This window comes from Micromonospora globbae (genome assembly GCF_003610785.1).
GTDB lineage: Bacteria > Actinomycetota > Actinomycetes > Mycobacteriales > Micromonosporaceae > Micromonospora > Micromonospora globbae.
Genome location: NZ_RAQQ01000022.1, coordinates 87,958 through 102,671 on the forward strand (window position 1 = coordinate 87,958; position 14,714 = coordinate 102,671).

The window sequence follows — 14,714 nt, forward strand, 5'->3', positions numbered from 1 at the left end:
GTCGTACCCCAGGCCGACGCCACCGCGGCCCCGACCGCACCGGAGAAACCGACGACGAGCGCCGACGCCGCGGCGCCGACCGTGCCGGAGGCAGCGACGAGCGCCGACGCCGGAGTGCCCGCCGACGCCGCAGTGCCCGCCGACGCCGCGAACGCCGCCGACGCCAGGCCGACGGACCGCGACGCCACTCCGACGGACGCCGCCACGGCCGGCACCGACACCGCACGGACTGACGCGGCCACGGCGGGCGCCGACGCCGTGCCGGCGAAGGACGCCGCCGCCACGGCGGGCACCGACGCGACGCGGGCGATCGCCGACGCCGCCCCGGAGCCGACCGACGGCACCGACGCCGCGCGGTCCACCGCCGACGCCGGGCCTGCCGTACCCGAAGCCACCCAGCGGCTCGACGGACCCGCGCCGGCATCCGCGCCGGACGGGCCGGCCTCCGCGCCCGAGGTCGGGCCCACGGGCACCCGGCGGATGCCCGCCGTCGAGGTTCCCGACCCCGCGCCCCGGTGGAGCGGGTCCGCCCCCGTGCCGCCCCCACCGCCCCGCCGGCGCTCCTGGGGCGAGTCGGCCGAGCCGACCCCGCTGCCGCCGCCCCTGCCGGACGCCCCGGAGCACCAGGTTCCCGTCGACCCCTGGGCCGGCGCGGACACCGGCGGCTGGGAACTGCCCTCGGCCGAGCTGCCGGCGTTGCCGCCCCTGCCGCCGACGCTCCCCTACCCGGCGCCGCCGCCCACGCGCCCCTACTCCGGGCCGCCCGCCGACGCGCCGCCGGTCGCTCACCCGCTGTCGCCACCGCCGGGTCGCCCCGTGCTGCCGGGTCACCCCGTGCCGCCGCCCGCGCGTCCGGTGCCGGGTCACCCCGCGCCGCCCCCGTCGGCCGCTCACCCCGTGGCGCCCCCGCCGATCGTCCACCCGGTGTCGCCGCCGGCCGCCCGGCCTCCGGTCGCACCACCTCCGATGGCGCCACCGCCTGTCGCACCGCCGGCCGGCCGCCCGCCGGTACCGGCCCCCGCGACGACGCCGACCCCACCACGGCAACGCCGGTCGAAGCGGCGCCCGACCGCGCCGCCGCCCGACTGGCAGGCCCCGAAGGGGTACGTGCCGGTCCGCCGGCGACGCCGCTGGCCGTGGGTGCTGCTGCTCACCATCGCCTGCTGCTGCGGCTGCCCCGCGTACTACGGCCGGCCGATCTGGTCGCAGTACCCCGTCCACGCCTCACTCCCCGCCCAGGTGGCCGACCTGTCGCTGCGGGACGACAACCGCAGCGAGGAGACCGCGCGCCGGCTGGAGACGGAGGTACGCAAGGAGCACTGGCTGGCCGAGGAGACCTTCGCCGGTGTCTACACCGACCCGAACGGCAAGCAGGTGACCGTCTTCGGCGCGACCGGCGTCCGGCTCGACCCGGAGGGGGACGCGGACGACGAGATCGCCCGCCTCGCCGGCACGTACCGGCTCGGGGAGGTCGAGAAGATCGACACGGGCGTACGCGGCCGGCATCAGCGCTGCGCCGTGGGCCGCGCCGACGGCGGGACGGTGGTGGTCTGTACGACGGTCGACCACGGCAGCATCGCGACGGCCGTCTTCACGCGCCTCTCGGTGCAGGACAGCGCGGCCCTGCTCGAGACATTGCGGGCGCGGATCGTCACGTCCGGCCGAAGCTGAGCCGACACACCCTCGGTTTTCACCTTCGTTACGACCGTTAAGACGCCACAAGAATCACAATTGGGACATGTCGCGGCGTTGGCTCTTCGCCGATCAACTGGGACCGCACTTCCTCGACGAGCGTCGCCAACCGGTGCTGCTGATCGAGTCGAAGGCGGTCTTCCGGCGCCGCGCGTTCCACCGCCAGAAGGCGCACCTACTGCTGTCCGCCCTGCGCCACCGCGCCGCCGAACTCGGGGACCAGGCGATCTTCCTGCGGACCGAGACGTACGGCGACGCGCTGCGCCGGGTGCCCGGGCCGCTGGAGGTGTGCCATCCGACCTCCCGGTCGGCGTTGCGGTTCGTCCGAGGGCTGGACCGGGTCGCCGTCCTGCCGCCGCGCGGCTTCGTGACGACCATCGACGACTTCGCCGAGTGGGCCGACGGGCGCCGGGGCGCGCTCCGGTTCGACGCGTTCTACCGGTTCGCCCGGCAGCGCCACCGGGTGCTCCTCGACGGGGACGAACCGGTGGGCGGCCGCTGGAGCCCGGACCCGGGGAACCGGGGCCCGCGTCCGAAGGGGGTTCGCCGGCTCGACGTGCCGCCGCCGCCCGTGCCGACCGAGGACGACATCGACGCCGAGGTCCGGGCGGACCTCGACCGGTGGGAGCGGGAAGGGGTGCGGTTCGTCGGCCGGGACGGCCCGCGCCGGTTCCCGGCGACGGCCGCGGAGGCCAAGGCGCGGCTGCGGCACTTCCTGCGGCACCGGCTGGCGCACTTCGGCCCGTACGAGGGCGTCATGCTCGCCGCCGACCCGTGGCTGGCGCACAGCCTGCTCTCCACCTCCCTGAACCTGGGCCTGCTCGACCCCATGGAGGCCGTACGCGGGGCCGAGCAGGCGTACCGCCGGCAGGGCGCCCCGCTCTCCAGCGTGGAGGGCTTCATCCGGCGGATCCTCGGCTGGCGGGACTTCGTCTGGAACCTGTACTGGTACGTCGAGCCGGACCACCTGGGCGGCGACCGGCTCGCCGTACGCCGGCCGGTGCCGGACTGGTTCCGGGACCTGGACGCCGACGCGGTGCGGGCGCGCTGCCTCTCCGACGTCCTGGCGGAGGTGCGCGACCACGGCTGGGTGCACCACGTCGCGCGGCTCATGGTGCTGGGGAACTACGGGCGGCAGCGCGGCTGGCGGCCGGCCGAGATGGTGGACTTCTTCCACCGCAGCTTCGTCGACGGGTTCGTCTGGGCGATGACGGTGAACGTCGCCGGCCCGAGCCAGTACGCCGACCTCGGCCGGACGGCCACGACGCCGTACGCCGCCGGCGGGTCGCCCATCGACCGGGCGAGCGACTACTGCGGCGGCTGCCGGTACGACCCGGGGCAGCGCCTCGGCGGGAACGGGTGCCCGTACACGGCGGGCCACGTCGCGTTCCTGGCGCGCAACCGGGACCGGCTGCCGCCCGACGCGCGGACGGCCCGGCAGCTGGCCCAACTGGACCGCCTGCCGGACGTCGACGAGGTCGTCGCGCAGGAGGAGCGCCGCGGCGCAGACCCGCCGTGACCGCGGTCGGTCAGGCGGGGCCGTCGCGGGTCGGGTCGGGGTGGGCGCGCGGCGGGGCGTACCGGGGGACGTACTCCTGGCCGGTGAGCTTCTGGATCTCGCTCATGACCTCGTCGGTCATGGCCCGCAGCGAGGTCCGGTCGTCGGAGCGGCCCGTGAAGTCCAGCGGCTTGCCGAACCGGACGGTGATCTTCGCGGCGCCGGGCCGGGGCATCCGCGCCCCGATCGGCTGCACCTTCTCGGTGCCGATCGTGCCGACCGGGATGATCGGCACGCCGGCGGCCAGCGCGAGCCGCACGGCGCCGGTGCGCCCCCGGTAGAGCCGCCCGTCGGGCGACCGGGTCCCCTCCGGGTAGACGACCACCAGGTCACCGGCCTTGAGCGCCGGGATCGCGGCGTCGAAGGCGGACAGCGCCGCCCGCCCGCCGGCCCGCTCGACGGGGATGGCGCCGAGCCCGGTGAGGACGAACTTGGAGAACGCGCCCTTCAGTCCGACGCCCTTGAAGTACTCCGACTTCGCCCAGAACGCGAGGTGCCGCGGGACGACCGTGCCGAGGAAGAGCTCGTCGGCCACGGAGAGGTGGTTGCCGGCGAAGATGGCGCCACCGGTCTCCGGCACGTACTCCAACCCCTCCACGGTCGGACGGAACGCCAGCCGCAGCGCGGGCGCCACGGTGAGCTTGCCGATGGTGTAGAGCAGCGGCACTGTTCCTCCGGCGGATCGTGTGCGAAGCAGGCGGTGTCACGGTAGCGGACGCCGCCCCGCCGCACCGACGGGGTGGCGAACCGGCCGGCGGCTGGTCGAAAGACGCCGGGCCACCGCCCACCTGCTATCTCATACCGAGGCCCCCCGGTCACCCGTCGAGGCGCACCCCCGCGCCCCACCCCCCTTCTCCCCGCGATCTTGCACTTTGGGCCCTCGTTTTGCCGGTCTGAGCCCGGTTTGCCGGGGCAGCAAGTGCAAGATCGCGGGGGTGAAGCCCGGGGCGCGGGGTTAGCGGACTGGGGGTGGGAGGGTGCGGGTCCAGAGGGAGACGCCGGCGCGGTCGCGCAGGTGGACGGTGAGCGCGCCCGTGGCGCCGTCGATGCTCACCTCACCGAAGTGCTGGTATCCCTCGGCCGGCGACGTGTTGGCCCGCGGCGGGGCGTGCACGAAGACGGCCTCCGGACCGAACGTGCCGTCCAGGGCGTTCGGGCCGAACGCGCCGGCGTGCGCCGGCCCGGAGACGAACTCCCAGAACGGGGTGAAGTCACCGACCGCCGCGCGGGCCGGGTCGTAGTGGTGCGCCGCCGTGTAGTGCACGTCGGCCGTGACGAAGACGACGCCGGTCACCCCGGCCCGGTGGACCGCCCGCAGCACCTGCGCGAACTCCAGCTCCCGCCCGGCCGGCGCGCCCGGGTCGCCCTGGGCCACGCCCTCCTGGGCACCCGGCCCGTCCGGCACCACCAGCCCGATGGGGAGGTCGGCCGCGATCACCTTCCACGTGGCGCGGGACCGGGTCAGCTCCCGGACGAGCCACTCGCGCTGCTCCCGGCCGAGCAGGCCGCGGTTCGGGTCGGCGTACGTGTTGCCGTCGTTCGGGTCCTTCCAGGTCCGCATGTCCAGCACGAAGACGTCCAGCCGCGACCCGTACGACAGGCGCCGGTAGAGCCGGCCGTCGCGCGGGGTGGGCACCCACTCCCCGTACGCCCGCCGGGCCCGGGCCGCCAGCACGTCGACGCGGCGCTCGGTGTACCGGTCGTCGGTGAGGATCTCGCCCGGGTACCAGTTGTTGGTCACCTCGTGGTCGTCCCACTGGTTGACCTGCGACACCTCGGCGAGGAACCGGCGCAGGTGCTCGTCGAGCAGGTTGTACGCGTACTGGCCCCGGTACTCGGTCAGCGTCTCGGCGACCTTGCTCTTCTCCGGGGTGACGATGTTGCGCCAGATCCGCCCGTCGGGCAGCGCCACGGTCTCGGTGAGCGGCCCGTCGGCGTAGACGTTGTCGCCGCTGCACAGGTAGAAGTCGGGGCGGGTGGCCCGCATGGCGCTGAAGATCGACATGCCGCCGGAGTCCGGGGCGATGCCCCAGCCCTGGCCGGCGATGTCGCCCGTCCAGACGAAGCGGACGTCCCGCCGGTCGTGCGGGCGCGCGGCGGTGGTGAGGGTGCCGGTCAGCGGCTCGCTCACCAGCCCGTGCCGGTCGAGGCTCTCCACCCGCACCCGGTAGTGCAGCCGCTCGCCGGCGGGCAGGCCGCGCAGCCGCACGGTGCCGGTGAAGTCGCCGGACGGGTCGAGCACCGGTCCGGTGACCCGCCGGGCGCCCCGGAAGTCGGGGCGGCGGCTCACCTCCACGAGCATCCGCCCGGGGCGGTCTGCGCGGGTCCACACCAGCGCCGAGTCCGCCGTCGCGTCGCCGCTCTGCACGCCGTGCGTGAGCACGGGACGCCCGCTGGGCCGCCACGCGGGCGCGGCCGGCGCGGCGCCGCCGCCCAGCAGGCCGCCACCCACCACGCCGGCGCCGGCCACCAGGCCGGCCCGCAGCACCGTACGTCGATCAAGCTCGGTCATCGTTCCTCCCGGATCGGGGACTGACCCCGTGGGTGTACCGGGCGGACATGACCGGTTCCCGCGTCCCGGGTGTCCACGGCCGGAACGCCGGCTGACCGGCAGGACATGATCGGCGTCACAGCCCTTGTTGTCACACCGCGACCCGGCGGACCCGTCGTACCGGTGTCACACCGACACGGGAGGTTGTCATGCAACGGATGGACGTGACCACGGTGGCGCCGGAGGCGTACCACGCCGTGCTGGGCCTGGAGAAGTACGCCCGGTCGAACGTCGACCACACGGTGTACGAGCTGGTCAAGATCCGGGCGTCGATGCTGAACGGCTGCGCGTTCTGCGTCGACATGCACACCACCGACGCGCTGGCCGCCGGGGAGTCGAGCCGGCGGCTGTTCGCCCTGGCGGCCTGGCGGGACGCGCCCTTCTTCACCGAGCGGGAGCGGGCCGCGCTGGCGCTCACCGACGCGGTCACCCGGCTCGGCGAGCACGGGGTGCCGGACGAGGTCTGGGACGAGGCGGCGAAGGTCTGGTCGGAGAAGGAGCTCGCCGACCTGATCGTGGCCATCGCGACAATCAACGTGTGGAACAGGATCTCGGTGACCACCCGGAAGCAGCCTCCGACGCAGGAGTGACCACCACCGACGCCGTGGCGGCGGCCGGTGCGCTCGACGCGCACCGGCCGATGCTGCTCGGCCTGGCCTACCGCCTGCTCGGCAGCCGGCACGACGCCGAGGACGTACTCCAGGAGGCGTACCTGCGTTGGGCGGCCGTGGACCGGACCTCGGTGGCCGAGCCACGGCGGTACCTCTCGCGGGTGGTCACCCGCCTCGCCCTGGACCGGCTCCGGGCGCGGCAGGCCGCCCGCGAGACGTACGTGGGGCCGTGGCTGCCCGAGCCGGTGCCGACCGAGCCGTCCCCCTTCGGCCCGCTGGACCGGGCCGAGCTGCGCGACTCCCTCGCCACCGCGCTGCTGCACGTGCTGGAACGGCTGAGCCCGCCGGAGCGCGCGGTCTACGTGCTGCGCACGGCGTTCGACCTGCCGTACACGGAGATCGCCGAGATCCTGGACCGCTCCCCCGCCGACTGCCGGCAACTGCACCACCGGGCCGAGGCCCGGGTGCACCAGGACCGGCGCCGCTTCACGGCGGACCGCGCGGAGCAGGAGCGGCTGCTCGACGCGTTCCTGGCCGCCGCCCGCGAGGGCGACCTCGCGGCGCTGACCGGCCTGGTCGCCCGCGACGCGATCGCCTGGACCGACGGGGGTGGACGGGTGAAGGCCGCCCGCAACCCGATCATCGGTGCGGAGCGGGTGATCCGCTTCGCGGCCGGTGTCTACGGCCGCAGGCCGGTGCGGACCCGCTGGCTGGAGCTCAACGGCCAGCCGGGCGCTCTCGTCGAGAAGTCCGACGGCACGGTCTACGCGCTCACGCTCGCCGTGTCGGAGGGCCGGATCACCGACCTGTACATGGTGGGCAACCCGGCGAAAATGCCCGGGCTGCCCGACTGAGCCGCGGCGTCAGGAGAGCTCGGGGAACCAGAGCGCGATCTCGCGCTTCGCGCTGTCCACCGAGTCGGACGCGTGCACCAGGTTCTCCCGGTTCGACAGGGAGTAGTCGCCACGGATCGTGCCGGCCGCCGCCCGGCGCCCGTCGGTGGCCCCCACCAGGCCCCGGACCACGTCGATGACCTGGTCGCCGGAGAGCACCATGGCGACCAGCGGGCCGCCGGTCATGAAGGTCTTCAGCGGCGGGTAGAAGGGCTTGTCGACGTGCTCCGCGTAGTGCTCGTCGGCCAGCGCCGCGTCCATGGTCCGGGTCACCATGGCGTCGATGCGCAGCCCCTTGCGCTCGAACCGGGAAATGATCTCGCCGACCAGCCCCCGGCGGACCGCGTCGGGCTTGATCAGTACGAGCGTGCGCTCATCGGGGCTGGTGCTGGACACGCTGGGTTCCTCCTGTGCGCGGAAGCCGGGCTGTCTGGGTACGGTCAGCCTAGCGACCCGGTCCCGGCGCCGGCGCGGCGGCCGGCCTTCCCCCCGGCGGCCCTTCCGGCCTAGCCTGGCCCTTGACCCCCGGGAGGTCCACTGTGGCGAACGGCGGCAGCCGACCCATCGCGCCGGTACGGAAGCTGATCGCCGCGGTGCTCGGCACCGTGGCCACCTTCGTGATGCTCTTCGGCCTCGGCATGACGAGCTGGGCCATCGTGGCGCTCGGGGCCGCCCTGCTGGTGCTGGCGATCGCGCTGGCCACCGTCCGCGCCGGCGGGCGTACGTGGGTCGTCGGCGAGGGGCACGTGCACAGCGCCTCCGAGCCGCCCACCCAGTACGCCTTCGGCCGCTGCGAGCTGCAACTGGTCATCGACGCGCCGGGGCTGCCGCCCCGCAGCAAGAAGATCATCGAGCCGCGCGTCCCCGTGTCAAAGTGGCCGTCGCTCGGGCAGACCCTGCCGATCCGGGTGGCGCTGGACGACCCCCGGCACGTCCGGGTGCTCTGGGACGAGGTGCCCACCCACGCCGAGACCGCGGCGGCGGCCACCGCCGACCTGCCACCCGAGTACGCCGACCTCGACCCGGTGGACGAGGTGCTCATCGAGCAGGACGCGCCGCCGTGGGCCGGCCGCTCCGCCGAGGACGACTTCCGCGGCCCGCTCGGCGATCCGCTGCCCGACGACCCGGGTGTCCCGCGGGACGAGCGCGAGCCGGTCGTCGTGCACCAGCGCCCGGGCGGCCCGGTCGTGCTGGAGGGGACGCTGGTCGAGCCGCAACCGGCCAACCCGCTGCCCCGCCGGGCCACGCCCGCTCCCCGGTCCCCCGCCGAGGAGGACTTCGACGTGCCCGCCCCCGCGCGGGAGGATCCGGCCGACCCGCTTGACCTGCCGCTGGACGACCCGGCGACGCCCCGCGAGCCGCGGGACGAGCCGGTCAGCGCGGCCGAGCTGGACGAGGCGATCTTCGGCTACGAGCCGGCCGGCCCGGCCGACGAGCCGTCCGACCCGGTCGGGCCGATCAGCGGCGTGGGACTCACCCTGCTGGTGACCGACCTGTCCCGCTCGCTGGGGTTCTACCGGGACGTGCTGGGCTTCACCGAGGTCGACCAGGGCACGGGCAACGCCGTGCTCGCCTCCGGCTCGACCCGGCTGGTGCTGCGTCAGGTCACCGAGGCCGCGCCGGTCAGCCGCCGGCTGGTGCACGTGAACCTGGAGGTCGACGACATCGAGGCGGCGTACGAGCGGCTGCGCGACTCCGGCGTCCGCTTCACGTACGCGCCCCGGGTGGTCAACCGGGGGACGAAGCTGGAGGTGTGGGCCGCCGCGTTCCGCGACCCCGACGGCCACGGCATCGCCCTCACCCAGTGGCGGGAACGCGCCGACGCCTGAGCCCGCCGGGGCCGCGACGGGGGCGGCCGCCTCGGCACCCCCGGGGCCCGCTGTCTGCTGCGGCCCTAGCCGAGGATCACCCGGCGTACGTGCAGGGCGTAGCCCCAGACCAGGGCGAAGATGACGCCGAGCACCAGCAGCGACCAGTGCAGCAGGCCGGACAGCATCAGCAGTCCCTGCAGGACGGTGCCGGCGTTCCAGGCCCACGGCCGGCGGATCAGGCCGGCCAGCACCACGGCCACCACGGCGAGCGCCACCACGGCGCCGATCGCGGTACCGCCGAGGTCACCGCCGACCACCCGGATCGGCTGGATGGCGAGCAGCAGCACCAGCGCCTCGAGGGTCAACGTGGCCGCCCCCAGGCCGCGCACCGCCCGCTGCGGGTCCCGCAGCCCCGACCGGCGTGGCTGCTCGGGGCCGCTCATCGCTTCAGCAGCCGGCGGGCGTCGGCCACGGTCACCACCGATCCGGTGATCAACACACCCACTCCGCTCAGCTCACCCGGCACGTCCTCCTCGGCCAGGGCCACCGCCGCCTCGATGGCGTCCGGCATCTCCTCGGCCACCTCGACCCGTTCCGGACCGAACACCTCGGCGGCCAGGGCGGCCAGCTCGCGGGCCGGCATCGCCCGCGGCGAGCTGTTCCGGGTGACCACCACCTGGTCGACCACCGGCTCCAGCAGCTCCAGCAGGGCGGCCGCGTCCTTGTCGCCGAGCACGCCGACGACCGCCACCAGCTTGCTGAACGCGAACTCCTCCTGGAGCGCGGTGACCGTCGCGGCCATCCCGTGCGGGTTGTGCGCCCCGTCGAGCAGGATCGTCGGGGCGCTGCGCACCCGCTCCAGCCGGCCCGGCGAGCTGGTCGCCGCGAACCCCTCGCGTACCGCCTCGACGTCGAGCTGCCGGCGGGCGCCGGCGCCGAGGAACGCCTCGACCGCTGCCAGCGCCACCGCCGCGTTCTGCGCCTGGTGGGCGCCGTGCAGCGGGACGAAGACCTCCTCGTACACGCCACCGAGCCCCTGCAGGGTCAGCACCTGGCCGCCGACCGCGACCGCCCGGCGCAGGACGCCGAACTCCGACCCCTCGCGGGCGATGGTGGCGCCCACCTCGGCGCACCGCTCCAGGATGGGCCGGGCCGCCTCCTCCTCCTGCGCGGCCGAGATGACCGTGGCGCCGGAATGGATGATGCCGGCCTTGTGCAGGGCGATGTCCTCGATGGTGTCGCCGAGCCACTCGGTGTGGTCCAGCCCGATCGGGGTGATCACCGCGACCCCGGCCTGGAGCACGTTCGTCGAGTCCTCCGCCCCGCCGAGCCCCACCTCGACGACCGCCACGTCCACCGGCGCGTCGGCGAACGTGGCGAACGCCAGCGCCGTGGTCATGTCGAAGTAGGTCAGCGGCTCCGCGGACCGCTCGTCGACGAGCCGGGCCAGCGGGGCCACCTCCCGGTAGGTGGCCACGAACCGCTCCTCGCTGACCGGCTCCCCGTCCAGGCTGATCCGCTCCCGGACCGTCTCCAGGTGGGGGCTCGTGTAGCGGCCGGTGTGCAGGCCGAACGCGCGCAGCAGAGAGTCGATCATCCGGGCCGTCGACGTCTTGCCGTTGGTCCCGGTGAGGTGGATCGACGGGTACGCCCGCTGCGGGCTGCCGAGCAGGTCGAGCAGGGACTCGATCCGGTCCAGCTCGAAGACCATCCGGGTGAAGCCCCGCTCGGCCAGCTCGGCCTCCACCCGGGTGAAGGCGTCGTGATCGGTCACGAGGGCAGCGCCTCCAGCGCGGCGTCGATGCGGACCAGGTCCGCCTCGGCCACCGCGAGCCGTTCCCGGATCTTCGCGACCACGTGCTCGGGGGCCTTGCCCACGAACGCCGGGTTGTCGAGCTTCGCCCGTGCCTGCGCGGCCTCCTTCTCGGCGGCCGCCCGGTCCTTGCCGAGCCGCGCCCGTTCGGCGGCCACGTCGATCGAGCCCCGGGTGTCCAGCGCCACGCTCACCTCGCCGGGCATGGCCAGGGTGGCGCTCGCCTGGAAGTCGTCGCCGGCCGGGTCGAGCCGGGCCAGCGAGCGGATCAGCGTTTCGTGCGCGGCGATGCCCGCCGCCGCGAGACCGTCGAGCCGGGCGACCACCCGCTGGGTCGGCCGCAGCCCCTGGTCGGCGCGGAACCGCCGGATCTCCGTGACCACCCGCTGGAGGGTGGCGACCTCGCTCTCCGCGGGGTCGTCGACGAGCGTACGGTCGGCCACCGGCCAGGCGGCGACCATCACGCTCTCCCCGCCGGTGAGCGCGGTCCACAGCTCGTCGGTGACGAACGGGATGACCGGGTGCAGCAGCCGCAGCAGCTGGTCGAGCACGTGACCCAGCACCCGGCGGGTGGCGTCGGCGGCCGGCCCACCCGCGGCGAGCACCGGCTTGCTCAGCTCGACGTACCAGTCGCAGACGTCGTCCCACGCGAAGTGGTAGAGCAGGTCGCAGACCTTCGCGAACTCGTACGCCTCGAACTGCTCGTCCACCTCGGCGGTGACGTGCGCGAGCCGGGAGAGGATCCAGCGGTCGACGGTCGAGAGCCGCTCGGCGGCCGGCAGCGGCCCGTCGGTGTGCGCGCCGTTCAGCAGCGCGAACCGGGTGGCGTTCCAGAGCTTGTTGCAGAAGTTGCGCGAACCCTGGCACCACTCCTCGCTGACCGGCACGTCGCCACCGGGGTTCGCGCCCCGGGCCAGGGTGAACCGGGTGGCGTCGGCGCCGTACCGGTCGATCCAGTCCAGCGGGTCGACCACGTTGCCGAACGACTTCGACATCTTCTTGCCGTGCTCGTCGCGGACCATGCCGTGCAGGGCGATGACGTCGAAGGGCTGGGTGCCGTCCATCGCGTACAGGCCGAACATCATCATCCGGGCGACCCAGAAGAAGAGGATGTCGTACCCGGTGACGAGAACGCTGGTGGGGTAGAACTTCGCGAGGTCCGGGGTGCGCTCCGGCCAGCCGAGCGTGGAGAACGGCCACAGCCCGCTGGAGAACCAGGTGTCGAGCACGTCCTCGTCCTGGCGCCAGCCCTCACCGGTCGGCGGCTCCTCGTCCGGGCCGACACAGACGACCTCGCCCTGCGGGCCGTACCAGACCGGGATGCGGTGCCCCCACCACAGCTGCCGGGAGATGCACCAGTCGTGCATGTTGTCGACCCAGGCGAAGTACCGCTTGGCCAGCTCCGCCGGCTCGATCTTCACCCGCCCGTCGCGGACCGCGTCACCGGCCGCCTTCGCCAGCGGCGACGTGTTGACGAACCACTGCAGCGACAGCCGGGGCTCCACCGTCGTACGGCACCGCGAGCAGTGGCCCACCGCGTGCACGTACGGCCGCTTCTCCGCCACGATCCGGCCCTGCTCGCGCAGCGCCGCGACGATGGCGGGGCGGGCCTCGAACCGGTCCAGGCCCTGGAACGGGCCGTGCGCGGTGATGACGCCCCGCTCGTCCATGATCGTGAGCGAGGGCAGGTCGTGCCGCTGGCCGATCTCGAAGTCGTTCGGGTCGTGCGCCGGGGTCACCTTGACCATGCCGGTGCCGAACGAGGGGTCGACGTGCTCGTCGCCGACGATCGGGATGCGGCGGCCCGTCAGCGGCAGTTCGACCTCGGTGCCGATCAGGTGCCGGTACCGCTCGTCGTCCGGGTGCACGGCGACCGCGGTGTCACCGAGCATGGTCTCGGCCCGGGTGGTCGCGACCACGACGTCGTCGCTGTAGCGGATCGAGACCAGCTCACCCTCGTCGTCGGTGTGCTCCACCTCGATGTCGGAGAGCGCCGTGAGGCAGCGCGGGCACCAGTTGATGATGCGCTCGGCCCGGTAGATGAGCCCGTCGTCGTACAGCTTCTTGAACATGGTCTGGACGGCGCGCGACAGGCCCTCGTCCATGGTGAAGCGCTCGCGGGTCCAGTCGACGGAGTCACCGAGCCGGCGCATCTGGCCGAGGATCGCGCCGCCCGACTCGGCCTTCCACCGCCACACCCGCTCGACGAACGCCTCCCGGCCCAGGTCGTGCCGGGACAGGCCCTGCGCCGCGAGCTGCCGCTCCACCACGTTCTGGGTGGCGATGCCCGCGTGGTCCATGCCGGGCAGCCACAGCGCCTCGTAGCCCTGCATGCGCTTGCGTCGCACCAGGGCGTCCTGCACGGTGTGGTCCAGGGCGTGGCCCATGTGCAGGGAACCGGTCACGTTCGGCGGCGGGATGACGATGGTGAACGGGGGCTTGTCGCTCTCCGCCGACGCCCGGAAGTGGCCGGCGGCTACCCACTGCTCGTACCGTCGCTGCTCTACCTCACCCGGCTGGTACTGGCCGGGCAGGGTGGGGGCGTCGGGGCGTCGGGCATCCAGTCTCTCGGTCACCCGAGAAAGTCTACGGAGGGCTTCGGCCGACCCGACGTGCGCCACCTGTCATTCGCGTACGGTGTCGGCTATGTCCGACGCACATCTCACCGATCGTCGGTTCGACGACGGACCGGAGCCCCTCGAGCTGACCGAGGAGCCGATCCAGCTGAGCACCCGGGACCCGGGTGGCGTTCCGCGGCAACGGACGGCGCGGTCACGGCGGCGACGGATCGCGTGGGCGGCAGCGCTCGCCGTGGGTCTCGCCGGCGCCGGCGCGCTGGGGACCATGGGCTGGCGGGTGGCCCAGGAGAAGGACACGAGGATCACGTCGCCGGACCAGGTGGCCGGCCTGACCCGCGACGACAGCGAGCGCGCTCGCAGCACGGCGGACTACCTGCGCAGCGGCATCGCCGCCGACATCGACCTGGACCGCAGCTTCGGCACCGTCTACCGCGACCCGGCGGACGAGAAGCGCTCGGTCCTGATCTTCGGGGGCACCACCCTCCTCTGGCAACCGGAACGCGACCTGGACACCCTCTTCGGCCTCATGGGCGACGAGACGGGCCGCGTGACGGGCCTCCGCGAGGTGCCGGCGGGCGAGCTCGGGGGCGTGATGAAGTGCGGCACGACCAGCGGCGAGGGCGGCGACTTCGCCGTCTGCGGCTGGGCCGACCACGGCAGCGTCGTCATGGCGATGTTCCCGGGCCGGACGGTCGACGCCGCCAGCGCGCTGTTCCGCGACATCCGGGGGGCCGTGCAGACGCGCGGCTGACCGCACGTTTGCTACGCGCGGCGCCTCTGGTCCTCCCCGGCGCCTTCCGGTTCTTCCCGGCCTCTCCCCGGCGGCTTTCGGTTCTCCGGGCGCCTTCCGGTTCTCGCCGGCGCCTTTCGGTTCTCCCGGTGCGACCCCCGGCGGTCCCGCTCTCCCGCTGATGGGCGTGCGCCGGCCGCTCGTCGGGCAGTGCGCCCTCCATCTGAATGTGGCGGGCGCCCGCCGCTCGCCTGTGCTCGGGCAGTCGCGATTCCCAGGGAGGCCGACTAGTCACCGGCGCTTTCCGCGGGCACGCGGCCAGGCGGCGGAATGCGTCCGGAAAAGGGTGCGTAAACGGTGTCAGGGCCACCCCCTTTGCTAGGGGGTGACCCTGACCGAAAGAATGTCCGGCGGCGTCCTACTCTCCCACACCCTCACGAGTGCAGTACCATCGGCGCTGGAGGGCTTAGCTTCCG

The 14,714-nt window shown here is 74.2% G+C and carries 12 protein-coding genes and 1 rRNA gene; 6 read left to right on the forward strand and 7 right to left on the reverse strand.

What is annotated here, in order from left to right; translation table 11 throughout:
• Positions 1–591: 591 nt before the first annotated feature.
• Positions 592–1,671 (forward strand): hypothetical protein, encoded by a 1,080-nt coding sequence (locus D7I43_RS34440; RefSeq protein ID WP_420870244.1) that lies wholly within the window; start codon positions 592–594, stop codon positions 1,669–1,671.
• A gap of 67 nt (positions 1,672–1,738) precedes the next feature.
• The gene (locus D7I43_RS25810; RefSeq protein ID WP_120331159.1) at positions 1,739–3,211 is read left to right on the forward strand and encodes a cryptochrome/photolyase family protein; all 1,473 of its coding nucleotides are present in this window, start codon (positions 1,739–1,741) and stop codon (positions 3,209–3,211) included.
• 10 nt (positions 3,212–3,221) lie between these two features.
• On the opposite strand, the gene D7I43_RS25815 is transcribed toward D7I43_RS25810, so the two are convergent.
• On the reverse strand, positions 3,222–3,917 hold the full coding sequence (locus D7I43_RS25815) for a lysophospholipid acyltransferase family protein (protein WP_120331160.1): 696 nt from the start codon (positions 3,915–3,917) through the stop codon (positions 3,222–3,224).
• A gap of 288 nt (positions 3,918–4,205) precedes the next feature.
• Positions 4,206–5,762 carry an alkaline phosphatase D family protein gene (locus D7I43_RS25820; RefSeq protein WP_120331161.1) on the reverse strand — a complete coding sequence of 519 codons (1,557 nt, stop codon included), beginning with the start codon at positions 5,760–5,762 and terminating at the stop codon, positions 4,206–4,208.
• 188 nt (positions 5,763–5,950) lie between these two features.
• Between D7I43_RS25820 and D7I43_RS25825 the strand changes: the two genes are divergently transcribed.
• A complete protein-coding gene (locus D7I43_RS25825; RefSeq protein ID WP_120331162.1) occupies positions 5,951–6,391 on the forward strand; it encodes a carboxymuconolactone decarboxylase family protein in 441 nt (146 codons plus the stop codon).
• On the forward strand, positions 6,340–7,266 hold the full coding sequence (sigJ, locus tag D7I43_RS25830; protein WP_240033154.1) for an RNA polymerase sigma factor SigJ: 927 nt from the start codon (positions 6,340–6,342) through the stop codon (positions 7,264–7,266). Before D7I43_RS25825 ends, sigJ begins: the two co-directional genes overlap by 52 nt.
• Positions 7,267–7,275: 9 nt before the next feature.
• Here the strand turns inward: sigJ and ndk are convergent, their stop codons facing one another.
• Positions 7,276–7,701: a nucleoside-diphosphate kinase gene (gene ndk / locus D7I43_RS25835; protein ID WP_120331163.1), complete on the reverse strand. Its 426-nt coding sequence runs from the start codon at positions 7,699–7,701 to the stop codon at positions 7,276–7,278.
• Between the two features lie 143 nt (positions 7,702–7,844).
• Between ndk and D7I43_RS25840 the strand changes: the two genes are divergently transcribed.
• Positions 7,845–9,134: a VOC family protein gene (locus D7I43_RS25840; RefSeq protein WP_120331164.1), complete on the forward strand. Its 1,290-nt coding sequence runs from the start codon at positions 7,845–7,847 to the stop codon at positions 9,132–9,134.
• A 65-nt stretch (positions 9,135–9,199) separates the two neighbouring features.
• On the opposite strand, the gene D7I43_RS25845 is transcribed toward D7I43_RS25840, so the two are convergent.
• Genes D7I43_RS25845 through D7I43_RS25855 form a run of 3 tightly spaced genes read right to left on the reverse strand, consistent with a single transcriptional unit; the run spans position 9,200 to position 13,505 of the window.
• Positions 9,200–9,559: a DUF4233 domain-containing protein gene (locus D7I43_RS25845; protein WP_120331165.1), complete on the reverse strand. Its 360-nt coding sequence runs from the start codon at positions 9,557–9,559 to the stop codon at positions 9,200–9,202.
• Positions 9,556–10,827 (reverse strand): bifunctional folylpolyglutamate synthase/dihydrofolate synthase, encoded by a 1,272-nt coding sequence (locus D7I43_RS25850; protein WP_240033159.1) that lies wholly within the window; start codon positions 10,825–10,827, stop codon positions 9,556–9,558. The genes D7I43_RS25845 and D7I43_RS25850 overlap by 4 nt, the downstream gene beginning before the upstream one ends.
• 59 nt (positions 10,828–10,886) lie before the next feature.
• A complete protein-coding gene (locus D7I43_RS25855; RefSeq protein WP_120331167.1) occupies positions 10,887–13,505 on the reverse strand; it encodes a valine--tRNA ligase in 2,619 nt (872 codons plus the stop codon).
• 70 nt (positions 13,506–13,575) lie between these two features.
• Between D7I43_RS25855 and D7I43_RS25860 the strand changes: the two genes are divergently transcribed.
• Positions 13,576–14,259, forward strand: a complete 684-nt coding sequence (locus tag D7I43_RS25860) for a hypothetical protein (RefSeq protein ID WP_120331168.1) — start codon at positions 13,576–13,578, stop codon at positions 14,257–14,259.
• Between the two features lie 384 nt (positions 14,260–14,643).
• Here the strand turns inward: D7I43_RS25860 and rrf are convergent.
• Positions 14,644–14,714: ribosomal RNA gene (rrf, locus tag D7I43_RS34515) — 5S ribosomal RNA — on the reverse strand; the annotation flags it as partial.